Origin of the sequence: Streptomyces katrae (assembly GCF_000717655.1) — a bacterium.
In the GTDB taxonomy this organism is placed as follows: Bacteria; Actinomycetota; Actinomycetes; order Streptomycetales; family Streptomycetaceae; genus Streptomyces; species Streptomyces katrae_B.
Window position 1 is genome coordinate 25324 of the sequence record NZ_JNZY01000029.1, and the last position, 24638, is coordinate 49961.

A 24638-nucleotide genomic window follows, 5' to 3' on the forward strand; every position below is an offset into this window, starting at 1 on the left:
CGCGTGGGGCGAGGAGTCGGTATTCAGGGGCACATGGCCGTGATCGTGGCGTTGGGCGCGTTCCTGATGACCCTGGCGGGCGGATGGACGGCGCAGCGCGTCACCGACCGCCGCCACCTCGTGCTGGGCCTGGCCGGCGGGCTGATGCTCGGCGTCGTGGGCCTCGACCTGCTGCCGGAGTCGCTGCGCGCGGCGGGCCGCGAGGTGTTCGGCGTCCCGCTCGCGCTGCTGCTCTTCGTGACGGGGTTCCTGACCGCCCACGTCGTGGAACGCCTGCTGGCGGTACGGCAGGCCGCGCACGGAGCCGAGAACGGGGGCCGGGTCCCCGAGGTCGGGCTGACGGCGGCCGCGGCGATGGTCGGCCACAGCTTCGCCGACGGGGTGGCCCTGGGCGCGGCCTTCCAGGTCGGCGGCGGGATGGGCGTGGCCGTGTCGCTGGCCGTCGTCACGCACGACTTCGCGGACGGGTTCAACACGTACACGCTCACCCGGCTGTACGGGAACGCCCGCCGCAAGGCCGTGATGATGCTGTTCGCGGACGCGGTGGCCCCGGTGCTGGGCGCGGCGTCCACTTTGCTGTTCACCCTTCCGGAGGAACCGCTCGGGGCGTACCTCGGCTTCTTCGGCGGAGCCCTGCTGTACCTGGCGGCGGCCGAGATCCTGCCGGAGGCGCACCACAAGCACCCCGCCCTGTCCACGCTGATGTGCACGGTGGGCGGGGTGGCCGGGATCTGGCTGGTGGTGGGCCTCGCGGACTGAACTCACCTGGCCCGCGCCGCGGCTTCCGTGAACCGGAGGGCCACGGAGGGCTCCGAGGCCCAGTGCGTGTGCAGGTAGCTGGCGTGCACGCCCTGCTGTACGAAGCCCTCGACCCGGCGTTCGGGGTGCGTGAACCCCCAGGCGGGGGCGGCGCCGGCGCCGGGTTCGATCACCGTGCGGTGGAACTCGTGGCCGCGCAGCCGGGTTCCGGCGGCGGCCAGCGCGCTGTCCGACACCGCGACGGCCTCGCGGTAGCCGAGGGTCAGCCGCTCCGACATCCGCGCGTCGGCGTCCAGGACCCCGCACATGGGCCTGCCGTCGAGGGAGCGGGCGAGGTACAGCAGCCCGGCGCACTCGGCGGCCACGGGCCCGCCGTCCGCGGCGAAGGCCGCGACGGCCTTGCGCAGCGGCTCGTTGGCGGCGAGCTCGGGTGCGTACACCTCGGGGAACCCGCCGCCGATCACCAGGCCGGTGGTCCCCTCGGGCAGGGCCTCGTCCCGGAGCGGGTCGAAGGTGGCGACGTCCGCCCCGGCGGCGGTGAGCAGTTCCGCGTGCTCGGCGTAGGAGAACGTGAACGCCGGCCCGCCCGCAACGGCGATGACGGGTGCGGCGCCGCCGTCGGGGGCACTGCCCCAGAACCCCCGTGCCCCAGACGCCGGCGGGGCCGATTCGTCCCCGGCGGGGCTCGGGGCAGTGCCCCGGACACCCTCCAGCACGGCGGCGGGCGACCAGGCTTCGCAGGCCAGCGGCGGGGCCGTGCGGGCCAGGGCCATCAGGGCCTCGAGGTCGCAGCCGGCCCGGACCTGGTCGGCCAGCGCCGCCACCGAGGACAGCGCGTCCGACCGCCGCTCGGCGACCGGGACCAGGCCCAGGTGCCGCGAGGGCGCAGCCACCTGCGGCGCCCGCCGCAGCACGCCGAGCACCGGCATTCCGGCCTCCTCCAGCGCCTCCCGCAGCATCACCTCGTGCCGGTCGGACCCGACCTTGTTGAGGATCACGCCGCCCAGGCGCACCTGGGGGTCGAACGACGCGAAGCCGTGCACCAGCGCCGCCACCGACCGCGACTGCGACGACGCGTCGACCACCAGCACCACCGGCGCCCGCAGCAGCTTCGCGACCTGCGCCGTCGACGCCAGCTCACCCCGCCCCGCGGCCCCGTCGTACAGCCCCATCACGCCCTCGACGAGGGCGAGATCGCATCCTGCGGCCCCGTGCGCGAACAGCGGAGCGACCAGCTCCGGCCCGCACATGAAAGCGTCCAGGTTGCGCCCCGGCCGGCCCGTGGCCAGCGCGTGGTAGCCGGGGTCTATGTAGTCGGGCCCGGCCTTGTGCGGGGACACGGCGAGGCCGCGCTCGGAGAACGCCGCCATCAGACCCGTCGCGACCGTGGTCTTGCCGCTGCCGGACGACGGCGCGGCGATGACCAGGCGCGGAACGTGCAGAGTTGTCACCACTCGATGCCCTTCTGGCCCTTCTGGCCGGCGTCCATCGGGTGCTTGACCTTGGTCATCTCCGTGACCAGGTCCGCGAACTCCAGCAGCTTCTCCGGTGCGTTGCGCCCCGTGATCACCACGTGCTGGGTACCGGGCCGGTTGCGCAGCACCTCGATGACCTCGTCGACGTCGATCCAGCCCCAGTGCATCGGGTACGCGAACTCGTCCAGCACGTACAGCCTGTGCGTCTCGGCGGCCAGGTCGCGCTTGACCTGCTCCCAGCCCTCCTTGGCCGCCTGCTCGTTGTCGAGCTGCGCGTCCCGCTGGACCCAGGACCAGCCCTCGCCCATCTTGTGCCAGACGACCGGGCCGCCCTCGCCGGAGGCGCCGAGCACCTTGAGCGCGTTCTCCTCGCCGACCTTCCACTTCGCCGACTTGACGAACTGGAACACCCCGATCGACCAGCCCTGGTTCCACGCGCGCAGCGCCAGCCCGAAGGCCGCCGTCGACTTGCCCTTGCCCGGGCCGGTGTGGACGAAGACGAGCGGGCGGTTGCGGCGCTGGCGCGTCGTGAGTCCGTCGTCCGGAACGACGGTCGGCTGTCCCTGCGGCATTACGCGGCCCTCCTGGTGGTGTGGTGAGACGGGGAAGTCACTGCGGTACGTACGTTCTTCACGAGCCCGGCCAGCGAGTCGGCCCGCAGCCCGTCGAGCGTGACGGCGGGCCCGCCGAGGTCGGCGGCCAGTACGCCGGCCAGCCCCAGCCGGACCGGCCCCGACTCGCAGTCCACGACCACCGACGCGACGCCCTCGGCCTGGAGCAGCCGGGCGCTGCGGCCCGAGAGTTCGCGCGGGTCACCGCCGACGGAACCGGCCGAGGTGGCCCGCCCGTCGGTGACGACCACGAGCAGCGGACGGCGGCTCGGGTCCCGCAACCGCTCGATGCGCAGCACCTCGTGGGCCTTGAGCAGGCCCGCGGCGAGCGGGGTGCGCCCGCCCGTCGGCAGCTGCTCGAGCCGGGCCGCGGCCGCGTCCACCGAGGAGGTGGGCGGCAGCGCCAGCTCGGCGGCGGCGCCGCGGAAGGTGATCAGACCGACCTTGTCCCGCCGCTGGTAGGCGTCCAGCAGCAGCGAGAGCACCGCGCCCTTGACCGCGCTCATGCGCTGCCGGGCGGCCATCGAGCCGGAGGCGTCGACGAGGAAGAGGACGAGGTTGCCCTCGCGGCCCTCCCGGGTGGCCTGGCGCAGATCGTCCTTGCGCACGACCAGCCCGCGCCCGCTGCGCCCGCGCGCCTTCTGGTGCGGGGCGGCGGCCTGGACCGTCGCCGCGAGGTGCAGCTTCGTCAGGTGGCCGCGGGGGCGCTGGGCGCCGGTGGTCCGGCCGTGCGCGGTACGGGCGCGGGAACGCCGCCCGGACGCGCCCTCGCCGAGGCCCGGCACGCTCAGCATCTTGGTCCGGAACGGCTCGGCGGCCCGTACGGCGGCTTGCTCCGGCGCGGCGCCGTCCTGGGAGGCGGGCTGGGGCTCGGGGGACTCCGGGGCGTCCGGGGCGGCGGGGGCCGTGCCGTCCTGCGCCTCGGAGGCCTGGGGGGCCTCGGGTTCGGGCGCGTCGGGGCCGCTCTGCGGGGGGACCCCGCCGCCTCCGCCGTCGGGGCCGCCGTCCTCGGGACCGTCGTCGTCCGGACCCTCGGGCGCCGGGTCGGGCTCGGGCTCCGGCTCCTCGTCGGGGAAGCGGTCCAGGATCTCGTCGAGCTTGTCCTCGTCGAGGCCGGGCGCGTCGAAGGGGTTGCGGCGCCGCCGGTGGGGGAGCGCCAGCAGCGCGGCCTGGCGTACGTCCTCCTTGCGTACGTCGGTCCGCCCGGCCCAGGCGGCCAGCGCGGTCGCCGTACGGGCCATCACGATGTCGGCGCGCATGCCGTCGACCTCGAAGCCGGCGCAGGTCGCCGCGATCTGCAGCAGCGAGGCATCGCCGAGGCGGACCTCCGGGAGCAGGGCCCGGGCGGCCACGACGCGGGCGCGGACGTCCTGCTCGTCCCCGGCCCAGCGGGTCGCGAACCCGGCGGGGTCGTCCTCGTACGCCAGCCGGCGGCGCACCACCTCGACGCGCTGGGCGGGCTCGCGGGAGGCCGCCACCTGGACGGTGAGCCCGAACCGGTCGAGGAGCTGCGGGCGGAGCTCGCCCTCCTCCGGGTTCATCGTGCCGACGAGGAGGAAGCGGGCGGCGTGGCGTACGGAAACGCCCTCGCGCTCGACGTAGGAAGCGCCCATCGCGGCCGCGTCGAGGAGCAGGTCGATCAGGTGGTCGTGGAGGAGGTTGACCTCGTCGACGTACAGGATCCCGCGGTGCGCGTCGGCCAGCAGGCCGGGCTCGAAGGCCTTCACGCCCTCCGCGAGGGCGCGCTCGATGTCGAGGGCACCGACGAGGCGGTCCTCGGAGGCGCCGACGGGCAGCTCCACCATGCGAGCGGGCCGGGCCTGGCCCGGGCCGGGCTCGTGCGGGCCGTCCGGGCAGGCCGGGTCGGGGGCGGCGGGAGCGCAGGAGAACCGGCAGCCGGGAATGACGTCCACCTGCGGCAGCAGCGCGGACAGCGCGCGGACGGCGGTGGACTTGGCGGTCCCCTTCTCGCCGCGGACCAGCACGCCGCCGACCGCTGGGCTCACGGCGTTGAGCAGGAGCGCCAGCCGCAGGTCGGTCTGGCCGACGACTGCGGTGAACGGGTAGGGCGTGCTCATGCGGTGCCTCTCCTTGTGCGGGTACGAGTACGCGTGCGCGGGCCGGTGGCCGCGGGGCGGGGGCGGCGGCGTGCGGGTCTGCCGGGGGCTGCCGCTGCGCGGAGCTCTCCCCGCCCCGCGCCGGAGGGGGAGGCCGCCCGCAGGACCGGCGCCTTCACGGGGCCCCCGGGGGGAGGAACGGGAGGCCTGCCGGGGCACCCGTCTCGATCAGGCGGAGCAGGGCATCCGTGTCCGCGTGCTCGGCAATCAGATCGCCCAGCAGGTCCAGTTGTTCCTCCCGGAGGGAGGAGAACGACGTGTCCGGGGACGGGACGAAGCGGCGGCCCGACGCCGCGGCCACCTCGCGAAGGAACGCCCGGCGGAAGCCGTCCGACTCCAGCGAGCCGTGCCAGTGGGTGCCCCACACCGACCCGACCCGGCAGCCGTCCAGGAACGGCTCCCCGCCCAGGACCTCGGCCACCCCGTGGTGGATCTCGTACCCGGCGACCTCCTCGCCGAGCGCGGTCCCCGAAGGCCGCTCCAAGGTCTTCTCCCGCTCGAAGCGGATCCGCACCGGCAGCAGACCGAGCCCGTCCACCGAGCCCGCCCTGGACTCGACCTCGTCCTCGATGTGCTCGCCCAGCACCTGGAAGCCGCCGCAGATGCCCAGCACCGGGCGGCCCTCCGCGGCCCGCCGCGCCAGCGCGTCCGCGAGGCCGCGCCCGCGCAGCCACTCCAGCGCCTTCACCGTGCCCCGGGTGCCCGGGACCACCACCAGGTCCGCGTCGACCAGCTCCTCGGCCCGGTCCACGAAGCGCACCACGACCCCCGGCTCCGCCGCGAGCGCGTCGACATCGGTGAAGTTCGACATCAGCGGCACCGCGCACACCGCGACCCGCAGGACGTCCTCGCCGACCGGCGGCGCCACGACCGACTCGCGCACGGCGCCCCGCAGCGAGACCCGGAGCCCGTCCTCCTCGTCGATGCCCAGCCCGTGCCGGAACGGCAGCACGCCGTACGTCGCCCGGCCGGTGAGGGAACGCAGCATCTCCATGCCCGGCTCCAGCAGCGACACGTCGCCGCGGAACTTGTTCACCATGTAGCCCGCGATCAGCTCCTGGTCCTGCGGCGACAGCAGCGCCGTCGTCCCGAAGAACGAGGCGAAGACCCCGCCCCGGTCGATGTCCCCGACCACGACCACCGGGAACCGCGCGGCCCGCGCGATGCCCATGTTCACGATGTCGGTCCGGCGCAGGTTGATCTCGGCCGGACTGCCCGCCCCCTCGCAGATCACGGCGTCATACGTGCCCCGCAGCTGCTCCAGGCAGTCCGTGACCACACCGAGAAGCTGTTCCTGGCGCCCCCCGTGGTAGCCGCGCGCACTCATCTCGCCCACCGGCTTGCCCAGCAGCACCACCTGGCTGCTTCGGTCGCTGCCGGGCTTGAGCAGCACCGGGTTCATCAGCGCCGTCGGCTCCACGCACGCCGCCTGCGCCTGCATCGCCTGCGCCCGCCCGATCTCGGCGCCCTCGCGCGTGACGAACGAGTTCAGCGACATGTTCTGCGCCTTGAACGGCGCCACCTTCACGCCCTGCCGGGCCAGCCAGCGGCAGATGCCCGCCGTGACCACGCTCTTGCCCGCGTCCGATGTCGTACCGGCGACGAGGAGTCCCCCGCCCAGCTTGCCGCCACTCACGCGCGTCCCCTCCCCGCCACACGTGACACCGCACAGCGCAGTGCCACACACGCCCCCAGCGCCAGCCACGTCACCTGCCGTGACAGCCGCACCGCCCGTTCGATGTCCGCGACCTGCACCGGCCGCCCCGCCTCGCCGTTCAGTACGGCCCGGTGCTCGACCCGCCCCCCGTACGCCAGGGTGCCCCCCAGACGTACGCCGAGCGCCCCGGCGAACGAGGCCTCCACGGGCCCGGCGTTCGGGCTCGGGTGCTCGGCCGCGTCCGCCCTCCAGGCCCGTACGGCTCCCCGCCGGTCGGGTCCGGCGAGTACGGCGGCCAGGGCGGTCAGCCGGGCGCCGGGCCAGCCCGCGAGGTCGTCGAGCCGGGCCGAGGCCCAGCCGTAGCGCAGGTAGCGCGGGGACTTGTGGCCCACCATCGCGTCCAGGGTGTTCACGGCGCGGAAGGCCAGCAGCCCGGGGACACCGGCGGCGGCGCCCCACACGAGGGCCCCGACCACCGCGTCGGAGGTGTTCTCGGCGACCGACTCCACGACGGCGCGGGCCATCTGCTGCTCGTCCAGGGCCTGCGGGTCGCGCCCGCACAGGTGCGGCAGCCGCTCCCGGGCCACCTCGGCGTCCCCGGCGGCGAGCGCGCCGCCGATGGCGCGGGCCTCGCGGCCCAGCGAGGTTCCGCCGACGACGGCCCAGGTGGCCGCTGCGGTCAGGGCGATACGGGCGGCCGCGGGCCGGGAGCGCACGGCGCGGGCGCCCAGCGCACCGACGGCGGCCGCGCCCCCGGCGCACAGGAGGGTGTGGAGGAGGCCCCGGGCGCGGTCGTCGCGCCACAGGGCGCCCTCGACGGCGGCGGCTGCTCGTCCGAAGGCGGCCACGGGGTGCCCTCGGCGCGGATCACCGAGGATCCGGTCGCCGATCAGGCCCGCCGTGGCGCCGTACGCGAAGACGCGATCGGCACGCATGGTGGCAGGTATGTCCTCACTCAGGGTCCGCGCCCTGGTTCGACGTGTCCGGCGGTGGGAGTTCCTGGCTCCCGGGACGCACGTGCGCGTGCTCCCCGGTGACAGTGGCGGGACCGCGCCGGATTCGCACCGGACTTCCTCTCCATGCCGCCGTATTGGCTCGGGCAGTCCACCACGCACCGCGAAGGCCCGTCAACTCGCCGTTGACCTGCGGCGGGGCAGGTCACCACCACGGGCCGCAGGTACGGGAAAGCTCCCCCCGGGAAACCCGGAGGGAGCTTTCGTGCGCCGTGTCCGAATCGGTCAGCTGACGATCAGGTAGATCCCGTACGCCACAGCCGACGCGACGAGCGCGAAGCAGGCGTACGCGCCGCTGCGGGCCAGGGTGGCGGTGCCGCCCTGCTCGGTGGCGGTCTCGTGCTTGGAGAGACCCACCAGGCCCAGGGTGAACAGGGCCACGAGCGCGACGGTGGCGGAGAGGCTGACCCCGAAGACGGAGCCGAGTGCTGCCCAGTCGATCTTCATACTGCGGATTCCTCTGTCGTTCTCGGGGTCAGACCGCGGCGGCGGGAGCCGCCGGCGTGATCGGGGCGGCCGCCGGGATGGTGGCCTTCAGGGCGTCGTCCGTGACCGCGGCGGTCGTACCGGCGGCGGCCTCGGCGGCCATGGTCGGCGGGACCGTGACGGCGGCCATGGCCGTGGTGACGACACCCGGCTCCTCGGCCGTGGCCGGCTGCACGTCGTTGACGTTGCTGTGGTCGACGACCTGGCGGCGGGAGACGAGCCAGATGGCGACGCACGAGGCGACCAGGAAGAGCGCGACGGCGGCGACGCCGACGTCACCCGTGCGCATGACCAGCTCGGCGCCGGAGGCGACGACGGCCGCGGCCGGCAGGGTCAGGCCCCAGGCGATGAACATGCGGGTGGCGGTGGACCAGCGGACCACACCGCCCTTGCGGCCCAGACCCGCACCCATGACGGCGCCGGAGCACGCGTGGGTGGTGGAGAGGGAGAAGCCGAGGCTGGAGGAGGCCAGGATGACGCTGGCGGCCGATGTCTGGGCGGCGAAGCCCTGCTGCGGCTGCAGGTCGGTCAGGCCGCTGCCCATGGTGCGGATGATGCGCCAGCCGCCCAGGTAGGTGCCCATCGCGATCGCCATGCCGGCGGAGACGATGACCCAGACCGGCGGGTTGGAGCCGGGCGCGAGCGCGCCGCCGGCGACCAGGGCCAGGGTGATGATGCCCATCGTCTTCTGCGCGTCGTTGGTGCCGTGCGCGAGGGAGACGAGTCCGGCCGAGGCGATCTGACCGGCCTTGTAGCCCTTGGCGGAGGTCTTCTTGCCGACGTTCCCGCCCAGCTTGTACGTGACCTTGGCGGCCAGCATCGCGGCCGCACCGGCCACGATCGGCGCGGCGACCGCGGGGAGCAGCACCTTGGTGACGAGCGTGCCGCCGTTGACGGCGCCGAGGCCGGCGGAGGCGACGGCCGCGCCGACCAGGCCGCCCATCAGGGCGTGGGAGGAGCTGGAGGGCAGTCCGACCAGCCAGGTGACGAGGTTCCAGAGGATCGCGCCGACCAGGGCCGCGAAGATCACTTCTGGCTGGATGCCCTCTTCGTTGACCAGGCCCTTGGAGATCGTCTTGGCGACCTCCACGGACATGAACGCGCCGACGAGGTTGAGCACGGCGGACATGGCCACCGCCGTCTTGGGCTTGAGGGCGCCGGTCGAGATGGTGGTCGCCATCGCGTTGGCTGTGTCGTGGAAACCGTTCGTGAAGTCGAACACGAGAGCGGTGATGATCACGATCCCGAGGAGAAGCGTTATGTGCTCCATTTACCCAGGCTTCTGTTTGACGTCAGTGGCTCGGCGACCGTAGGCAACCTGGATGAACGGAAGGTGAACTGAGTCCGGCGGAGCGGTGTACCGGCCCGTCGTGCCATCGGCACCTTCATCCCGATTTTGGCGCTGATACGGCGATTCGTGCACGTCAACGCCGGGTGACCGGACGGTTTCACAAGTGTCCGAACCCTCTTCCGTCCGCCCCGCGAGGGGTCGGGGGGAGATGCAGATCACTCCCCGCCGGAGGCCCGCCGGACCGCCCGGGCCACTCGTCCCGTCCCCCGCCCGGCCGCAAGCGGAGCATTCCGCTCCAGTGGCCCGCTCGCCCTCCCGCCTCGACACTGGAGCCGTGCCTTCCGCCACAGTGACGGCCGCGGCCGTCGCCACCACTCTCGTCGGGGCCGGCGCCGTCGCGGTCGCGGCCGGCCGGTACGCCGCCGACGCCGCCCTGCGGCACGAGCCCGGCCGCCCCCTGCCCGGCGGGCCGCGGCTCAGCGTCCACTCCGCCGGCTCGGGGCGGATCACGCTGACCCGCTCGCTGGCCTCCCTGCGCCCCGGTACGTACGGGCTCACGGCCCCCGGGGTGCACGCCGCGGTCGGGCCCGTCCTCGAAGGTGCCGCGCCCGGCCCGGACACCGTCGTGCGCCGGCTCCTGGACGTCACCCACGGCAGCCTGGAGCCCGGGACCCGGGTCACCCTCACCCCCCAGGTCCACGCGGGCAACCCCCGTACCGCCCTCGGGCTCGAGCACGCCGACGTGGACATCCCCGGCGAGCTCGGCGGACTGCCCGCCTGGTTCGTGCCCGCCGCCCGCGACACCTGGGTGATCACCGTGCACGGGCTCGGCGCCGGCCGCGAGCACCCGATGGTGGTCATGCCGTTCCTGCACCGCCAGCGGCTGCCCGTCCTCGACCTCGCCTACCGCGGCGACCTCGGCGCCCCCGCCTCACCGGACGGTCTCGGCCACCTCGGCGAGTCGGAATGGCGCGACGTGGACGCCGCCATCCGCTACGCCCTGCGCTACGGCGCCCGCCGGGTCGTCCTGCACGGCTGGTCCACCGGCGCCGCCATGGCCCTGTACGCCGCGGAGCGCTCGGCCCTCGCCGACCGGATCTCCGGCCTCGTGCTGGACTCGCCCGTGCTCGACTGGCACACCACCCTGCGCGCGCTCGTCGCCGCCCGCCGCACCCCGGCCCCGCTGGTGCCGCTCGCGGTGCGGGCCGCCGAGGGGAGCGCCGGACTGCGCGCCGACCGCCGGGGAGCCGGGGCGGACGCCGCGGCGCTGCGCATCCCCGTCCTGGTCTTCCACGGCCCGGACGACACGCTCGCCCCCTGGGAGCCCTCCCGCCGACTTGCCGCCGCACGCCCCGACCTCGTCACCCTGACGACCGTCCGCCAAGCCCCGCACGGGGCGATGTGGAACGCGGACCCGGCCGGATACGAGGAGGCGCTGAGGCGCTTTCTCACCCCTCTTATGTGAAGGCCGTGTGCCGGACGGGACGGGGAGGGTGCATTCTCCCCGTATGTCCCTGCGGCGACCGGCGATAATGGCTGGTTCCGTTTGGGCTTTCGGCCGGTGACGGGCGAGACTGCTTCCGTGACGTCCCGAAAGCCTGATGAGCAGTTGGCTCGCGACTCCAGACTCCGACTCGTCTCCCCGCGTTCCGTCGCCGCGGCCCGCAAGGCGGTGACCGACCGACGCGCCCGTACCGCCTCCCGGCCCCCGGCGGGCACCCCGGCCACGGCGGAACTCGCGAACCGGGCCCGGGCCTCGCTCGCCGACGCCGTGCGGCTCGCCCGCTGGGCCGAGCTCAACCTCGGCGCCGGCGACGGAGGCCGGCCCGCCCCGGCGGGAGCACTGCCCGCCTCCGACGTGGAACGGGCCGCCGCCGAACTGAACCTGACGCACGGGCAGATCCGGGTCGGCTGGGACCGCGCCCGGCTCGCCGGCCTCGTGGAAGTGCACGGCGGCCACGCCCGGCCCGGCTGGCGGCTGCGCGCCTGGGACCGCGACGACACCGCCGTACTGCGGGGCTGGGTCGCGCTGTTCGACGCCTGGTCACTGGTCCACCCGGCCCCCGCCGACATCGCGCCCGCGGTCGTCGCCGAGGTGGTCGAGGCGATGCCCCAACTGCTGTCCCTGCTCCAGCTGTCCGCCGGTCCCGTGACCGTGCCGGATCTGCTGGACCTGCTCGGCCAGCGCGTCACCGAACTGCGCGACGAGCGGTGCGAGGTCCCCTACGACGCCCCCGCGCGCGAGACTTCGCCCTCTGACGGGGCAGCAGCGACCGTCGGAGCCGCGGCAGTCGACGCCGAACCGACCGGCGCCGACCCGACCCGCCCCGGGGCGACCGGCTCCGACGCGCCCGTCGCGGTCGCGGAGGCCACGGCCCATGCGGCGCCCGTCCCGCTCGCCCGGCTGCTGCGCTGGGCGCTCGGCGGACTCGCCGCCGTCGACGCCGTCACCCTCGGTCCCGCCCAGGCCGCTCTCACCCCGCTCGGCAGCTGGGCCGTCTGGGTCAAGCTCGAATAGATCTGCGTCGCCGCGCAGAGCCCCGCCGGGAACATCGAGCAGTCCGCCGCCGCGATGCTGCACGGCTGCGCCCGGCTCACCCCGGGACCGGCCCGCGCCGAGTACCAGGCCTGGCTCGCCGCCCGGCCCGTCGGCCATGCCGTCAGCGAGCTGCTGCACGCCGCCCGCGGCGAGGACGCCCTGCTGCGCGGCCTGGCCTTCGAGGCCCTGCGCGTGGTCGGCGCCCCGGCCGAACCCGAGGTGCGCGCCGCCGTCCGCGACGCCGCCCTGCGGCCGTACGCCCTGCTCTGGCTCGCGGAGCACGACGGGGTGGATCCCGACGAGGCCCAGGACGTGCTCACCGCCGAGGAGTCGACCTGGCTCTGGGTGGACACCGCGGCCGCCATCGCCGACCACGGCGAGGCCGACCTGCTGGCCCGCCACCTCGACTCGGCCGTCCGCACCACCGTTCCGCGGCTGCTGGACGAGGTCCGAGCGGTCGGCCATCCGCGCACCGTCCAGGTCCTGGTCGCGCTGGCCGCCGCCCACCCGGACCCGGCCCTGGCCAAGGCGGTCCGCCGGGCCGCGTTCCAGGTCCACACCGGCGGCGCGTAGCGCCCGTACGGGTACGTGCGCAGGAACGCGCCGCGGGTCTCAGACCTGCGGCGCGTACGTCCCGAAGCTCCAGATGTTGCCCTCGGCGTCCCTGGCCATGTAGTCGCGGGACCCGTAGTCCTGGTCGGTGGGCTCCATCAGGACCTCCACGCCGTGCTCCGCGGCCCGCCGGTGGTGGGCGTCCACATCGTCGACCACCACGTAGACCCCCACGGGCCCGCCGCCCTCCATGGCCTTGTCGAAGACGCTGCCGGTGCCCTTGCTGCCCAGCATCACCAGGCCGTTGCCGTACGCCAGCTCCGCATGCATCACGGATCCGTCCTCGCCCTCGTACACCGCGACCTGGCTGAAGCCGAAGGCCCCGGTCAGCAGCTTGATGGCCGCCTTCGCGTCGCGATAACGCAGCGTGGGACAGATGGACGGAACGCCTGCCATGACGACCACTCCCTCTCGTGACGGTGACCTGCGTCACAGCATGGCAGGCGGCGTCGACAGTCAGCGGAAGGTGTCGCACCGGGCCATGTCGCCCGTGCGGTAGCCCTGGTAGAACCACTGCTGGCGCTGCCGGGCCGAACCGTGCGTCCAGGACTCCGGGGTCACCCGGCCCTGGAACTTCTCCTGGATCCGGTCGTCGCCGACCGCGGCCGCCGCGTCCAGGCCGTCCCTGATGTCCTGGTCGGTGAGGGTCGTGATCAGCGGCCGGCCCGTGGACTCGTCCGGCGTCCTGGTCGCGTTGTGTGCCCACACCCCCGCGTAGCAGTCGGCCTGCAGCTCGACCTTGACCGCGTCGCTGTTCGCGCCCGGCTGTCCGCCCCGGGCCTTCTGCAGGGTGCCGGTCAGGTTCTGGATGTGGTGCCCGTACTCGTGGGCGACGACATAGGCCTGGCCGAACGGGCCGCCGCTCGCGCCGAACTTCGTCCTCAGGTCGTCGAAGAAGCCGAGGTCCAGGTAGACCCGCCGGTCGGCGGGGCAGTAGAAGGGGCCGACCGCCGAGGTGGCGGCCCCGCAGGCGGTGTTCACGCGGCCGGTGAAGAAGCGCGTCGACGCCGGGGTGTACCGGCCGCCGCGGCGGGTGAACTCCTCCCTCCAGAAGTCCTGGGTGCTGTTGACGACCGCGACCAGCCGGCAGTCCTCCCGCGCGTTCGCGTCCCGCCCCTTCTTGCACGACTGCTCCACCTGGCTGACGGACGACGAGGTCGCCGCCGGCTCCGGGTTGCCCGAGGAGAGCCCCAGCTCGTCCGGGCCCACGCCGAAGAGCAGCCCGAGGACCAGTGCAATGAGACCCGCGATACCGCCGCCGATCGTCGCCCGCCCGCCCGGGATGCGGCTGCCGCGTTCGTCCTCGACCTCGGAAGTGTCCAGATCGGCGTCGTCGTCGAACTGCATCCCGCACCGCCCTCGATTCCACGTGGCCGCCCAGTGGCGCGTATCACCCGGTCCATCCTGATACGTGCCCCGGCCCGCCCAGACGATCCTGGGGCCGAACGGGGGACCGGCGAGGGGGCGGACGGGGCGTGCGTCAAGGGCCGGACGCCCCCACAACCAGTTGCACGCCCCCGGTAGAATGCATCCCATGGCAAATCTCCTCGCGGATTAGCGGCGTCGAAGCATCGCGTCCTGCCCCCCTTCCGCCGTCCACCCGCCCTGGAGTATTTCCGTGATCACCGCCACCGGCGTCGAGCTGCGCGCCGGCGCCCGCGTCCTCATCGAGTCCGCCTCGTTCCGCATCGCCAAGGGCGACCGCATCGGCCTGGTCGGCCGCAACGGAGCGGGCAAGACCACCCTCACCAAGTGCCTCGCCGGCGAGGGCCAGCCCGCCGCCGGCTCCATCACCCGCTCGGGTGAGGTCGGCTACCTCCCGCAGGACCCGCGCACCGGCGACCTGGACGTCCTGGCCCGCGACCGGATCCTGTCCGCCCGCGGCCTCGACGTCCTGATCAAGAAGATGCGGATGAACGAGGAGCGCATCGCCACCGGTGCCGGCGCCACCCGCGAGAAGGCGCTCAGGCAGTACGAGCGCCAGGAGACCGAGTTCCTCACCAAGGGCGGGTACGCCGCCGAGTCCGAGGCCGCGACCATCTCGGCCGCCCTCAGCCTCCCCGACCGGGTCCTCGGCCAGCCGCTGCACACCCTCTCCGGTGGCCAGCGCCGCCGCGTCGAGCTCGCCCGGATCCTCTTCTCGGACGCCGACACCCTGCTCCTCGACGAGCCGACGAACCACCTCGACGCCGACTCCATCGTCTGGCTGCGCGACTACCTGAAGAACTACCGCGGCGGCTTCGTCGTGATCTCCCACGACGTCGACCTGGTCGAGACCGTCGTCAACAAGGTCTTCTACCTGGATGCCAACCGCTCCCAGATCGACGTCTACAACATGGGCTGGAAGCTCTACCAGCAGCAGCGCGAGGCCGACGAGAAGCGCCGCAAGCGCGAGCGCCAGAACGCCGAGAAGAAGGCCGCGGCCCTGAACTCGCAGGCCGACAAGATGCGCGCCAAGGCGACCAAGACCGTCGCCGCGCAGAACATGGCCAAGCGCGCCGACCGGCTGCTCGCGGGCCTGGAGGCCGTCCGCGTCTCCGACAAGGTCGCCAAGCTGCGCTTCCCGGACCCGGCGCCCTGCGGTAAGACCCCGCTGACCGCCGAGGGCCTGTCGAAGTCGTACGGCTCCCTGGAGATCTTCACCGACGTCGACCTGGCCATCGACAAGGGCTCCCGCGTCGTCATCCTCGGCCTCAACGGCGCCGGCAAGACCACCCTGCTGCGGCTGCTCGCGGGCACCGAGAAGCCGGACACCGGCGAGGTCACCCCGGGCCACGGCCTCAAGCTCGGCTACTACGCCCAGGAGCACGAGACGCTCGACCCCGACCGCACGGTCCTGGAGAACATGCGCTCCGCCGCGCCCGACCTGGACCTGGTCGCCGTACGCAAGACCCTCGGCTCGTTCCTCTTCTCCGGCGACGACGTGGACAAGCCGGCCGGTGTCCTCTCCGGCGGCGAGAAGACCCGACTGGCCCTGGCCACGCTGGTCGTCTCCTCGGCGAACGTGCTGCTGCTCGACGAGCCCACCAACAACCTCGACCCGGCCAGCCGTGAGGAGATCCTGGGCGCGCTGCGCACGTACAAGGGCGCGGTCATCCTCGTCACGCACGACGAGGGCGCGGTCGAGGCGCTGGAGCCGGAGCGGATCATCCTGCTCCCGGACGGCGTCGAGGACCTGTGGGGCCCGGACTACCGGGACCTCGTCGCCCTCGCCTGATCCCTCCCGGAGCCGTGATCCAGTTCCTTATGGATCATTCGGCTCAGGTGTGATCCATCATCTGAGTGAGACGGTCTCGTACCTCTGCGCTCTGTACGACGGCCCCGGCCGTGCCCGCACGGGCATGCGGCCGGGGCCGTCGTTTTTCGCCGTCCGGCCCCTGACCTGGCGATTCCCGGGGAGGGCGGAGAAGTGTGACGGACGTCATGCAGCGGAAGAGAAGATTCCGTTCTGCTGATGTGTCCACTGGTCGAGAAATGCCGTCGTACCGACCTTGCTGAATGGGTGGCCAGGAAGCCGGGGAGGGGTGATCATGAGAAGTCCAGAGCGCACTTCCCATGAGGAGGCACGGGTGGCCGAGACTCTGAAGAAGGGCAGCCGGGTAACCGGCGCCGCGCGCGACAAGCTCGCGGCAGACCTGAAGAAGAAGTACGACTCCGGTGCGAGTATCCGGGCGCTGGCCGAGGAAACCGGCCGGTCCTACGGATTCGTCCACCGGATGCTCAGCGAGTCCGGAGTCGTGCTGCGTGGTCGCGGTGGCGCGACGCGTGGCAAGAAGGCGGCTTCGGCCTGACCCGGAACCTGGCCGTCAGGCCCGGGGCCGGGGTGGAAGACGCTTGCCTGCCCACACCGCGGTTCCTTCGGTGACCCCCGGTCGGCCGTGTGGCCGACCGGGTGGTTACTGTGCAGTCACTTAGGCCGGGATTGCGGCCGACTGCACACCGGAGGCACCAGATGGCTCTGCTCGACAAGGACGGCGTACGGCTCACCGTGGACGACTCGGTCGCCACGGTGACACTGACCAATCCGGCCAAGCGAAACGCTCAGTCCCCCGCGCTCTGGCGGGCGTTGACGGAGGCCGGAAGGTCGTTGCCGGGCACCGTCCGGGTCGTGGTGCTGCGCGGTGAGGGCCAGTCCTTCTCCGCCGGACTCGACCGGCAGGCGTTCACTCCCGAGGGTTTCCAGGGTGAGCCGTCCTTCCTCGATCTGGCGCGCGGTTCGGACGAACTGCTCGACTCGACCATTGCCGAGTACCAGGAGGCTTTCACCTGGTGGCGGCGCAATGACATCGTCTCCATCGCCGCCGTACAGGGGCATGCGATCGGCGCCGGCTTCCAGCTCGCGCTGGCGTGTGACCTGCGGGTGGTCGCGGACGACGTGCAGTTCGCCATGCGCGAGACCAGCCTGGGTCTCGTGCCGGACCTGGCGGGCACGCAGCCTCTGACCTCCCTGGTGGGCTACGCCCGCGCGCTCGAGATCTGCGCGACGGGCCGCTTCGTGCACGCCGAGGAGGCGGAGCGGGTCGGGCTGGCCAACCTGGTCGTCCCGGCCGACGAGCTCGACGCGGCGGTGCAGGACCTCACGACGGCGCTGCTGGCTCCGCCGCGGGATGCCGTGATCGAGACGAAGGCGCTGCTCCGCGAGGCGGTGTCCCGCCCGTACGACGACCAGCGCTCGGCGGAACGCGCCGCCCAGGCCCGCCGCCTCCGCGACCTGGCCGGCCTCTCGGACTGACCTACGGGTGCAGCGCGGTGGCCGGGGGACCTGCCCCCGGACCCGCGCGCCTCGGACGCCGGCGGGACTGATGCGTCAGGGGATCAGAAGGGCCTTGCCCGGAACGGTGCGGGCTTCGATCGCGCGGTGCGCGTCCGCAGCCTCCGCCAGGGGGAACCTGCGCGCGATCACCGGGCGGAGCCGCCCCGCCGCCGCCTCGGCCAGCGCACGGCCCGCCAGGCGGGTGATCACCTCCGGCGGGAACTGGACCTCCGCGATCCCCCGCAGAGCGATCCCGCGCCGCTCCACCTCGGCCGGGTCCAGCTCCGTGAATCCGCCGCCGGGGGCGCCGTGCGCCGAGACCCGTCCGCCGTCCCGGACCAGCCCGAAGCCCGCCAGGCCCAGCTCACCGCCGACCCCGTCGAGGAGGACGTCCACCGGACCGCCGACCGCCTCGGTCCAGCCCGGTTCCGTGTAGTCCACCGCCCGGTCCGCGCCCAGCTCCCGGACCAGCGCCAGCTTCTGCTCACCACGCGCCGCCCCCACGACGTACGCCCCCGCCGCCACCGCCATCTGCACCAGCAGCGTCCCCATCCCGCCGGCCGCGCCCAGGATCAGCACCCGGTCGCCCGGCTCGATCCCGACGCCGTCGACGATGCCCGAACCGGTCACCCCGTCGTGCGCCAGCGCCGCCGCCTCCGCCGATTCCAGCCCGTCCGGGACCGGGACCAGCAGTTCCACCGGAACCCGGACCAGTTCCGCGTACGTGCCCTTCGTACCCGGTGCGGCCACCACCCGGCGGCCCCGCCAGGCCGGGTCCACCCCCTCGCCCACCGCGGCGACCGTCCCCGCGGCCGCGCCGCCCGGCACGTACGGCGGGTGGATGCCGAAGGACGCGCCCCAGCCCCCGCGGATCTGGGTCTCCACGTAGATCGTGTCCACGGCCTCTGCCCGGACCACCACCTCGCCCGCCCCCGGGACCGGGTCCGCCAGCTCGACCGGTACCAGGACCTCGGGACCGCCGTACCCGTCCACCCGTATCGCCCGCATGACATCCCCCTCGTTCGACGTTTCACATTCGACATTCGGCATTCGGAACGCGTCACGGCCTTTCGGCCTTGACCACTCGCCCCACTCTCGGACCTCGACCGCGGTTGAGGTCAAGCGGCGGCAGGAATCGGTCCCGGCCGACCGGCGTAGTCCCGGCGCGCCGGCGCGGCCGCCCGCTTACCGTGGTGAGGAGTGAGTCCATCCGCGCGAAGGGACACGCGATGACCGAATCCACATCCGGGGGCGCCTCCCGCAACCCGGCCGACCGCGGCCGCACCACCATCTCCGACGGGGTGGTCGAGAAGATCGCCGGACTCGCCGCCCGCGAGGTGGTCGGAGTCCATGCCATGGGCAGCGGCAGCGGCCTCTCCCGTACCTTCGGCGCCGTCCGCGACCGCGTCCCCGGCGGCGCGAAGTCGTCCGTCACCCGCGGGGTCAAGGCCGAGGTCGGCGAGGTGCAGACGGCCCTCGACCTGGAGATCGTCGTCGACTACGGCGTGTCGATCCGCGACGTGGCACGGGCCGTCCGGGAGAACGTCATCTCGGCGGTCGAGCGGATGACGAGCCTGGAAGTCGTCGAGGTCAACATCGCGGTCAGCGACGTCAAGCTCCCCGACGAGCCCGACGAAGAGCCGGAGTCCCGACTCCAGTGAGGGAGCCCGCATGAGGATGGCGGTCGTCGGCCTCTTCGCCGGCATTGCGCTGGCCTTCGCCGGATACTTCGGCGGTTTCGGGGCCTTCCTGCTGGTGGCGGCGCTCGGTGCCATCGGCTTCGTCGTGGGCCGGTTCCTGGAAGGGGACCTGGAACCCGGCGACTTCTTCCGCCCCCGCGACCGCGACAGGTGAGGCCCCTATGAGCACGCCACGGACGACCCCGCAGCGGGTGCCGACGGCCGACCGGGGGGCCACCCGGATCGCCGACCGGGTCGTCGCCAAGATCGCGGCCCAAGCCGCCCGGGAGGCGCTCGCCGCCCAGCCGGCCGGGCTGCCTGCGGCTTCGGGTGGCGCGCGCGCCGTCGGACTCCTCGGGTCCGCGGGCCCTGCCGGCGCCGGCCCGGCCGCTCCGCACGCCACCGTCACCGTGCACCACGACATCGCCCGCGTACGGGTGAGCCTCGAACTCGACTACCCCTGCGACCTGGCCGACCGGTGCGCGGCCGTACGCCGCCGGGTCGTCTCCCGCATCGAGGAGTGCGCCGGCATGTCCGTACCCGAGGTGGACATCGACATCGAGCACCTGCACCCCGCGCACGCCCCCGGCTCCGCCGCACGGGACCGGAAGCTGCGGTGACGGCGCCCGCCCCCGGCCGTGCCCCGGCCCCGGAGCCCGACCCGGCCCCCGCCCCCGGCCGTGCCCCGGTCCGCGCCCGCCGGTTCCGGTCGGCCCGGCGGGTCCCGGCCGCGCTGACCGCACTCGCCGTGCTCGGGGTGGCGGGCCTGTTCCTCTACGACCTCGCCGCGGTACGGGCCGGCCGTCCCGGTATGGAGTGGCGCCGCGAACTCGCCCACCAGCTGGAGCGGCAGACCCCAGCGGACCCGTGGGTGCTCGTGTGCGCCGGGGCCCTCGCCGTGGCCGGGGCGGTGCTCCTGTTCCTCGCGCTGACCCCCGGGCTCCGCGGGATCCTGCAGATGCGGACGGCGGACCCGGACGCCGGGGTACGGGCCGGGCTCGCGCGGAAGGCGGCCGCGCTGGTGCTGCGGGACCGGGCCATGGAGGTGTCGGGGGTGCAGTCGGCGCGGGTCGCGGTGGGCCGGTCCCACGTCACGGTCCGGGCCGCGTCGCACTTCCGCGAGCTGGACGACGTACGGGCCGACCTGGAGGCGGTGCTCGCGGTCGGCATCGAGGAACTGGGCCTCGCACATCCGCCGCAGCCGCGGGTACGGGTCACCCGGGCCCCCGTCGGGAAGAGGTGAGCGGGTGCTCGGGAGGGTGAACCGGATCCTGCTCGGGATCATCGGCCTCGTGCTGCTGGCGGCCGGGGTGGCGCTGCTGACGGCTTTCCGGCCGCTCGGAGGCCGCCACGAGCCGCTGCTCACGGAGGCGACCCGGCTGCGGTACTGGCATGCCGAGGGCTGGTGGTGGTGGGCGGTGCTCGCCGGGCTCGGGGTGTGCGTGGTGCTCGCGCTGTGGTGGCTGCTGGCCCAGCTGCGGCGCTCGCGGCTGCCCGCGCTGATGGTGGACACGGGGGACGGGGCGTTCGCCGTGCTGCGGGGGCGGGCGCTGGAGGAGGCGGTGGCCGCCGAGGCGGGGGCGCTGGACGGGGTCGCCCGGTGCAGCGTCGCACTGCGCGGGCGGCAGGGCAGACGCGGCCGGCGCGGCGCGCCCGTGCTCCAGGTGGAGCTGGAGCTGGAGCCGCATGCCGTCCCGGCCGATGCGCTGGCCGAGCTGGCCGGGCCGGTGCTGAACCACGCCCGCCGGTCGGCTGGCTTCCCGGAACTCCCCGCGGAAGCCCGCTTCCGGATCACCTCGCACCGGGCCCGCCGCGTTGCCTAGTGCGGGGCAGGGACGTCAGAAGCCGTGGCGGGAGCCGCCGTCGACCGGCAGCATGATGCCCGTCAGGTACGAGGCCGCGGGCGACAGCAGGAACGCCGCCGAACGGCCGAACTCCTCCGGGGTGCCGTAGCGCCGCAGCGGAATGCCGGATTCGTTGGCCGCACGGGCCGCCTCGGCGTCGCCCGACAGCGCGTCGAGCTCGCGGACGCGGTCGGTGTCGATCCGGGCCGGCAACAGCCCGACCACGCGGATGCCGCGCGGTCCGAGCTCGACCGACAGGGACTTGGCGAAGCCCGCCAGCCCCGGCCGCAGGCCGTTGGAGATGGTCAGGCCCGGGATCGGCTCGTGGACCGAGCCCGACAGGACGAAGCCGATGACCCCGCCCTCGCCCAGCTCGGCCGCCGCCGCGCGGGCCAGGCGGACGGCACCCAGGAAGACCGCTTCGAACGCCGAGGCCCACTGCTCGTCGGTGTTGCTCGCCGCCGAACCGGGGGCGGGGCCGCCGACGCTGATGAGGATGCCGTCCAAGCGGCCGAAGCGTTCCTTCGCGGTGGCCACGAGCGCGGCCGCCGCCTGCGGGTCCGCATTGTCCGCGGCGACCCCCACCGCGTTCGGACCCAGCGAGGCCGCCGCCTCGGCGGCGCGCGCAGCGTCGCGGCCCGTCACGATCACCTTCGCGCCGTCCGCCGCCAGTTCGCGGGCCGAGGCGAAGCCCAGGCCCCGGGTGGCTCCGGTGACGACGTAGACACGGTCCTTCAGTCCAAGATCCATGCCCGACACGCTACGCCGTCGGCGCCGGCTCCCGCTCGGGGGTGGCACCGGCCGCGGCGGCCGCCGACCGGTCGCGCTTCTCGCGCCGTACGAGGACCAGCCAGCCCACCGGCACCGCCGCGGCGAACAGCCACCACTGCACGGCGTACGCCATGTGCGGGCCGATCGAGTCGTGGTCGGGATCGGCGACCGTCTCCGGGCTGCCGCCCGCCGGGGCCGGAGCGGTGAGCTCCAGGTAGCCGCCGAGGACGGGCTTGCCCAGGTACTCCGCCTGCTGCGCGCTGTTGATCAGCATCACCTGGCGGTCCGGCAGGCCCTTGCGGTCCTTGATGCCGCTGCCGCCGCTCGTCTCGTCGGCCTTCAGCCGCCCGGTGACCGTCACCTCGCCGGAGGGCGCTGCCGGCACCGGCGGGTACGCACGCGGGTCGTCGCCGCCCGCCACCCAGCCGCGGTTGACCAGTACCACCCGGCCGTCGGCCAGCACCAGGGGGGTCAGGACGTGGAAGCCGACCTTGTCGTCGTTGTCGGTGCGCATCCGTACGACGACCTCGTGCGCGGTGTCGTACGTCCCGGTGGCGGTGACGGCGCGCCAGTAGTCGGCCCGCGGGACCCGGTGCCCGGGGGAGGTCACCTCGGTCATCGGCACCGGCTTTGCGGACAGGTTCGACGCGATCAGCTCGTTCTGGGCGACCCGGTGCTCATGGCGGTGGTACTGCCAGAACCCCAGCTTGATCATCGCGGGGATGAGGGCGAGGGCGACGAGGGTGAGGCACACCCATTGCCGGGTCAGCACAAAGCGGTACACGCCCACGACGGTACCCCCAGCCGGGAAGACCCCGGTGGCCGGGTGGCCGTCCGGGGTCGGGAAGGGGAAGGGGGGGAAGGGGAACCGGGCAGGGAAGCCGGAGGAGCGTCACACGCGGTCGACGATGCCCACCTTCCCTTCCGCGCGGGCGCAGTGCGCCCCGCAGAACCACTGGCCCTCGACCTCGACGCCCTGCCCGATGATCTGCACCCGGCAGTGCTCGCAGATGGGCGCCATGCGGTGGATGGCGCAGGAGAAGCAGTCGAAGACGTGCACGCTGCCCTGCGCGTGCACTTCGAAGGACATGCCGTAATCGTTTCCGCAGACCTCACAACGTGCCATGGGCCACAGGGTGGGACCCGACGGGCGCAACGCGGAAGCGGGTGCCGGGCGAGTCGCCCGACGCTCACCCGTCTGCCGCAGCCACGTCCCGCAGCAGTTGGGTGAAGGCCGCCTCGTCGACCACCGGCGTACCGAAGGACTTCGCCTTGACCGTCTTGGAAGTGGCCGAGTCGGGGTCGTTCGTCACGAGCAGGCTCGTGAGACGCGACACACTCGTCGCGACGTGCAGGCCCGCCTCGATCGCCCGGTCCTCCAGCAGCTCCCGGTCCACCGAGGTGTCACCCGAGAAGGCGACCCGCATGCCCTGCTTCAGCGGCTTGCCGTCCTCGAAGCGCCCCGGGTTCGGGTGCGGGCACGCCGGCCGCTTGCGCGAGGGCCGCCAGCTGCTGCTCCCGTACGAGGCCTGCTGCCCGATCCGCGGGGTGACGGGGGAGTCCGACCACTCCGTCAGCGGCCGGCATTCCAACAGGGGCAGCCGTACACCGTCCCGCGCGGCGGCGTGCAGCGACGGACGGAACGCCTCCGCGAGCACGCGGGCGTCGTCGAGCGCGTGGTGGGCGCGCTGCTGGACCACGCCGAAGTGCGCGGCGAGCGACTCCAGCTTGTGGTTGGGCAGCGGGAGGTTCAGTTCCTTCGACAGGGCGATGGTGCACAGCCGCTGACGGACCGGCGCGGTCTCGGCGGCCCGGGCGTACTCGCGGGCGATCATCTGCCAGTCGAAGATGGCGTTGTGCGCGACCAGCACCCGGTCCGCGAGCCGGCCCGCGAACTCCTCGGCGATGTCCTTGAAGAGCGGCGCGTCCTGGAGCATGTCGCTCGTGAGCCCGTGGATCCAGACCGGCCCCGGATCCCGCAGGGGGTTCACCAGGGTGTACCAGTGGTCCTCCACATTGCCCTGCGCGTCGAGCCGGTAGACGGCGGCGGAGATTATCCGGTCGTCGCGAGCGAGCCCGGTCGTCTCCACGTCGACGACCGCGTACCCCTCGGGGTACGCGGTCGGCCACGTCGTCTCTGCGGTCGTACGGTCGTCGAGCATGGTCACAGAGGATATCGGCACGGACTGACACCCGGGGCCCGATGGCCTGTCAGCGGTCGCCGCGCTCGCCCCGTCGGGCGCGGGTGCGGAATTCAGGTCCCCGGAGTGGTCGGGCCCGGGCGGCCGCAAACCGTTTTATCGCAGGGGCGGGTTCGGGGGCGCCAGCAGGGAGCGGACGAGGGCCCGTACGGACAGCAGGAACAGCCGTTCCGGATCCGCCGGGCGGGCCAGGGCGCGGGCGAGCTCCGGGTCGTCGGGGGCCACGGAAGGGTCCCAGAGGTCGCTCTCCGCGGGGGACTGGGCGGGGGAGCGCTCGCGATTGCGCTCCACGAGGAGGTAGCCGACGATCTGGAACTGGACCGCGCGCACCGCGTCGGCGGCCAGGGCGCCGCGCAGTCCGGCCGCGTGCACCTCGTGGACCAGGGCCTGCTGGGCCGGCAGGAACATCCGCTCGGTGAGCCCGCGTTCGTGGACCATCGCGATCAGGTGCGGCCGCTCGCGCAGCTCGCGGCGCAGGGTCCGGGCCACGGAGAGGATCCGCTCGGTGGGGGTGCGGCCGGCCGGCCGGATCGCGCCCATCTCCTGGACGGTCCGCTCCACGAGGGCGTCGAGCAGTGATTCGCGGTTGCCGACGTGCCAGTAGATGGAGGTGACCGCGGTGCCCAGCTCGGCGGCGAGCTTGCGCATGGTGAGGGCGCCCGGGCCGTGCTGCTTGACCAGGCTGGCGGCCGCCTCCAGTACCTCGTCGCGGGTGAGCGTGGTTCTGGCCATGGCCGTCCCACCAATCTGTCGGATCGTCAGTTCTGGTCCGTGCAGGGGTCTTTACCCTTCATCGGCGGCGGTGTAACTGTGTTACAGAACCGATCCGC

Annotated in this window: 25 protein-coding genes, 1 pseudogene and 1 riboswitch; of the genes and pseudogenes, 11 read left to right on the plus strand and 15 right to left on the minus strand. The window is 73.8% G+C overall.

Annotated elements, in window-relative coordinates; genetic code table 11:
* Positions 1–33: 33 nt before the first annotated feature.
* Entirely contained in the window at positions 34–759 is a 726-nt protein-coding gene (locus tag IF09_RS0128815) for a ZIP family metal transporter (protein ID WP_030300490.1), read from the plus strand.
* A 2-nt stretch (positions 760–761) separates the two neighbouring features.
* On the opposite strand, the gene IF09_RS0128820 is transcribed toward IF09_RS0128815, so the two are convergent.
* The 7 genes from IF09_RS0128820 to IF09_RS0128850 all read right to left on the minus strand — a co-directional run bounded on the left by IF09_RS0128820 (position 762) and on the right by IF09_RS0128850 (position 9388).
* Positions 762–2213, minus strand: a complete 1452-nt coding sequence (locus IF09_RS0128820; RefSeq protein ID WP_078613515.1) for a cobyrinate a,c-diamide synthase — start codon at positions 2211–2213, stop codon at positions 762–764.
* On the minus strand, positions 2207–2806 hold the full coding sequence (gene cobO / locus IF09_RS0128825; protein WP_030300494.1) for a cob(I)yrinic acid a,c-diamide adenosyltransferase: 600 nt from the start codon (positions 2804–2806) through the stop codon (positions 2207–2209). Before cobO ends, IF09_RS0128820 begins: the two co-directional genes overlap by 7 nt.
* Positions 2806–4923 carry a putative cobaltochelatase gene (locus IF09_RS0128830; protein WP_030300496.1) on the minus strand — a complete coding sequence of 706 codons (2118 nt, stop codon included), beginning with the start codon at positions 4921–4923 and terminating at the stop codon, positions 2806–2808. Before IF09_RS0128830 ends, cobO begins: the two co-directional genes overlap by 1 nt.
* A gap of 154 nt (positions 4924–5077) precedes the next feature.
* Positions 5078–6598 carry a cobyric acid synthase gene (locus IF09_RS0128835; protein ID WP_418953081.1) on the minus strand — a complete coding sequence of 507 codons (1521 nt, stop codon included), beginning with the start codon at positions 6596–6598 and terminating at the stop codon, positions 5078–5080.
* Positions 6595–7554, minus strand: a complete 960-nt coding sequence (locus IF09_RS0128840; protein WP_030300502.1) for a cobalamin biosynthesis protein — start codon at positions 7552–7554, stop codon at positions 6595–6597. The genes IF09_RS0128835 and IF09_RS0128840 overlap by 4 nt, the downstream gene beginning before the upstream one ends.
* 38 nt (positions 7555–7592) lie before the next feature.
* Positions 7593–7743: riboswitch (cobalamin riboswitch) on the minus strand.
* 114 nt (positions 7744–7857) lie between these two features.
* Positions 7858–8079 (minus strand): hypothetical protein, encoded by a 222-nt coding sequence (locus IF09_RS0128845; RefSeq protein ID WP_030300504.1) that lies wholly within the window; start codon positions 8077–8079, stop codon positions 7858–7860.
* Positions 8080–8107: 28 nt separating this feature from the next.
* Positions 8108–9388 (minus strand): inorganic phosphate transporter, encoded by a 1281-nt coding sequence (locus IF09_RS0128850; RefSeq protein ID WP_030300505.1) that lies wholly within the window; start codon positions 9386–9388, stop codon positions 8108–8110.
* A 355-nt stretch (positions 9389–9743) separates the two neighbouring features.
* Between IF09_RS0128850 and IF09_RS0128855 the strand changes: the two genes are divergently transcribed.
* Together IF09_RS0128855 and IF09_RS40760 are read left to right on the plus strand one after the other, a co-directional pair.
* The gene (locus IF09_RS0128855; protein ID WP_030300507.1) at positions 9744–10874 is read left to right on the plus strand and encodes an alpha/beta hydrolase family protein; all 1131 of its coding nucleotides are present in this window, start codon (positions 9744–9746) and stop codon (positions 10872–10874) included.
* A gap of 207 nt (positions 10875–11081) precedes the next feature.
* Positions 11082–12521: pseudogene (locus IF09_RS40760) on the plus strand (hypothetical protein).
* 39 nt (positions 12522–12560) lie between these two features.
* Here the strand turns inward: IF09_RS40760 and IF09_RS0128865 are convergent.
* Both IF09_RS0128865 and IF09_RS0128870 read right to left on the minus strand, forming a co-directional pair.
* A complete protein-coding gene (locus IF09_RS0128865; RefSeq protein WP_030300509.1) occupies positions 12561–12956 on the minus strand; it encodes a VOC family protein in 396 nt (131 codons plus the stop codon).
* Between the two features lie 60 nt (positions 12957–13016).
* Entirely contained in the window at positions 13017–13907 is an 891-nt protein-coding gene (locus IF09_RS0128870; RefSeq protein WP_030300511.1) for a neutral zinc metallopeptidase, read from the minus strand.
* Between the two features lie 271 nt (positions 13908–14178).
* Between IF09_RS0128870 and IF09_RS0128875 the strand changes: the two genes are divergently transcribed.
* The 3 genes from IF09_RS0128875 (at position 14179) to IF09_RS0128885 (ending at position 17292) form a co-directional block, all read left to right on the plus strand.
* Positions 14179–15777 carry an ABC-F family ATP-binding cassette domain-containing protein gene (locus tag IF09_RS0128875; protein ID WP_030300513.1) on the plus strand — a complete coding sequence of 533 codons (1599 nt, stop codon included), beginning with the start codon at positions 14179–14181 and terminating at the stop codon, positions 15775–15777.
* Positions 15778–16129: 352 nt separating this feature from the next.
* The gene (locus IF09_RS0128880) at positions 16130–16351 is read left to right on the plus strand and encodes a helix-turn-helix domain-containing protein (RefSeq protein WP_005319113.1); all 222 of its coding nucleotides are present in this window, start codon (positions 16130–16132) and stop codon (positions 16349–16351) included.
* Between the two features lie 161 nt (positions 16352–16512).
* On the plus strand, positions 16513–17292 hold the full coding sequence (locus tag IF09_RS0128885; protein WP_030300516.1) for an enoyl-CoA hydratase/isomerase family protein: 780 nt from the start codon (positions 16513–16515) through the stop codon (positions 17290–17292).
* 75 nt (positions 17293–17367) lie between these two features.
* On the opposite strand, the gene IF09_RS0128890 is transcribed toward IF09_RS0128885, so the two are convergent.
* Positions 17368–18321, minus strand: coding sequence for a zinc-binding dehydrogenase (locus IF09_RS0128890; RefSeq protein WP_030300518.1), 954 nt, complete (start codon positions 18319–18321; stop codon positions 17368–17370).
* Between the two features lie 221 nt (positions 18322–18542).
* Here IF09_RS0128890 and IF09_RS0128895 point away from each other — a divergent pair, with 221 nt between their 5' ends.
* Genes IF09_RS0128895 through amaP form a run of 5 tightly spaced genes read left to right on the plus strand, consistent with a single transcriptional unit; the run spans position 18543 to position 20815 of the window.
* On the plus strand, positions 18543–18974 hold the full coding sequence (locus tag IF09_RS0128895) for an Asp23/Gls24 family envelope stress response protein (RefSeq protein ID WP_030300520.1): 432 nt from the start codon (positions 18543–18545) through the stop codon (positions 18972–18974).
* A 10-nt stretch (positions 18975–18984) separates the two neighbouring features.
* The gene (locus IF09_RS0128900) at positions 18985–19167 is read left to right on the plus strand and encodes a hypothetical protein (protein ID WP_030300522.1); all 183 of its coding nucleotides are present in this window, start codon (positions 18985–18987) and stop codon (positions 19165–19167) included.
* Positions 19168–19174: 7 nt separating this feature from the next.
* Positions 19175–19612, plus strand: a complete 438-nt coding sequence (locus tag IF09_RS0128905) for an Asp23/Gls24 family envelope stress response protein (RefSeq protein WP_037636267.1) — start codon at positions 19175–19177, stop codon at positions 19610–19612.
* Positions 19609–20235, plus strand: coding sequence for a DUF6286 domain-containing protein (locus IF09_RS0128910; RefSeq protein ID WP_030300526.1), 627 nt, complete (start codon positions 19609–19611; stop codon positions 20233–20235). Before IF09_RS0128905 ends, IF09_RS0128910 begins: the two co-directional genes overlap by 4 nt.
* A gap of 4 nt (positions 20236–20239) precedes the next feature.
* Positions 20240–20815, plus strand: a complete 576-nt coding sequence (gene amaP, locus IF09_RS0128915; RefSeq protein WP_030300528.1) for an alkaline shock response membrane anchor protein AmaP — start codon at positions 20240–20242, stop codon at positions 20813–20815.
* 15 nt (positions 20816–20830) lie between these two features.
* Here the strand turns inward: amaP and IF09_RS0128920 are convergent, their stop codons facing one another.
* From IF09_RS0128920 to IF09_RS0128940, 5 genes are all read right to left on the minus strand, one after another.
* Positions 20831–21586, minus strand: coding sequence for an SDR family oxidoreductase (locus tag IF09_RS0128920; protein WP_030300530.1), 756 nt, complete (start codon positions 21584–21586; stop codon positions 20831–20833).
* A 10-nt stretch (positions 21587–21596) separates the two neighbouring features.
* The gene (locus tag IF09_RS0128925; RefSeq protein WP_037636277.1) at positions 21597–22391 is read right to left on the minus strand and encodes an SURF1 family protein; all 795 of its coding nucleotides are present in this window, start codon (positions 22389–22391) and stop codon (positions 21597–21599) included.
* Positions 22392–22499: 108 nt separating this feature from the next.
* Positions 22500–22733 carry a hypothetical protein gene (locus tag IF09_RS0128930; RefSeq protein WP_078613516.1) on the minus strand — a complete coding sequence of 78 codons (234 nt, stop codon included), beginning with the start codon at positions 22731–22733 and terminating at the stop codon, positions 22500–22502.
* A gap of 64 nt (positions 22734–22797) precedes the next feature.
* Complete coding sequence (locus tag IF09_RS0128935; RefSeq protein ID WP_037636269.1) at positions 22798–23775, minus strand: DEDDh family exonuclease; 978 nt, start codon at positions 23773–23775, stop codon at positions 22798–22800.
* Between the two features lie 129 nt (positions 23776–23904).
* Complete coding sequence (locus IF09_RS0128940; protein WP_030300536.1) at positions 23905–24540, minus strand: TetR/AcrR family transcriptional regulator; 636 nt, start codon at positions 24538–24540, stop codon at positions 23905–23907.
* Positions 24541–24638: the final 98 nt, after the last annotated feature.

What these genes read in the sequence shown, in the direction of transcription:
- IF09_RS0128815 (WP_030300490.1), top strand. Translation starts at nt 34, where the DNA reads ATGGCCGTGATCGTGGCGTTGGGCGCGTTCCTGATGACCCTGGCGGGC.
- cobO (WP_030300494.1), bottom strand. Translation starts at nt 2,806, where the DNA reads ATGCCGCAGGGACAGCCGACCGTCGTTCCGGACGACGGACTCACGACG.
- IF09_RS0128830 (WP_030300496.1), bottom strand. Translation starts at nt 4,923, where the DNA reads ATGAGCACGCCCTACCCGTTCACCGCAGTCGTCGGCCAGACCGACCTG.
- IF09_RS0128840 (WP_030300502.1), bottom strand. Translation starts at nt 7,554, where the DNA reads ATGCGTGCCGATCGCGTCTTCGCGTACGGCGCCACGGCGGGCCTGATC.
- IF09_RS0128845 (WP_030300504.1), bottom strand. Translation starts at nt 8,079, where the DNA reads ATGAAGATCGACTGGGCAGCACTCGGCTCCGTCTTCGGGGTCAGCCTC.
- IF09_RS0128850 (WP_030300505.1), bottom strand. Translation starts at nt 9,388, where the DNA reads ATGGAGCACATAACGCTTCTCCTCGGGATCGTGATCATCACCGCTCTC.
- IF09_RS0128865 (WP_030300509.1), bottom strand. Translation starts at nt 12,956, where the DNA reads ATGGCAGGCGTTCCGTCCATCTGTCCCACGCTGCGTTATCGCGACGCG.
- IF09_RS0128870 (WP_030300511.1), bottom strand. Translation starts at nt 13,907, where the DNA reads ATGCAGTTCGACGACGACGCCGATCTGGACACTTCCGAGGTCGAGGAC.
- IF09_RS0128885 (WP_030300516.1), top strand. Translation starts at nt 16,513, where the DNA reads ATGGCTCTGCTCGACAAGGACGGCGTACGGCTCACCGTGGACGACTCG.
- IF09_RS0128890 (WP_030300518.1), bottom strand. Translation starts at nt 18,321, where the DNA reads ATGCGGGCGATACGGGTGGACGGGTACGGCGGTCCCGAGGTCCTGGTA.
- IF09_RS0128895 (WP_030300520.1), top strand. Translation starts at nt 18,543, where the DNA reads ATGACCGAATCCACATCCGGGGGCGCCTCCCGCAACCCGGCCGACCGC.
- IF09_RS0128900 (WP_030300522.1), top strand. Translation starts at nt 18,985, where the DNA reads ATGAGGATGGCGGTCGTCGGCCTCTTCGCCGGCATTGCGCTGGCCTTC.
- IF09_RS0128905 (WP_037636267.1), top strand. Translation starts at nt 19,175, where the DNA reads ATGAGCACGCCACGGACGACCCCGCAGCGGGTGCCGACGGCCGACCGG.
- IF09_RS0128920 (WP_030300530.1), bottom strand. Translation starts at nt 21,586, where the DNA reads ATGGATCTTGGACTGAAGGACCGTGTCTACGTCGTCACCGGAGCCACC.
- IF09_RS0128930 (WP_078613516.1), bottom strand. Translation starts at nt 22,733, where the DNA reads ATGGCACGTTGTGAGGTCTGCGGAAACGATTACGGCATGTCCTTCGAA.
- IF09_RS0128940 (WP_030300536.1), bottom strand. Translation starts at nt 24,540, where the DNA reads ATGGCCAGAACCACGCTCACCCGCGACGAGGTACTGGAGGCGGCCGCC.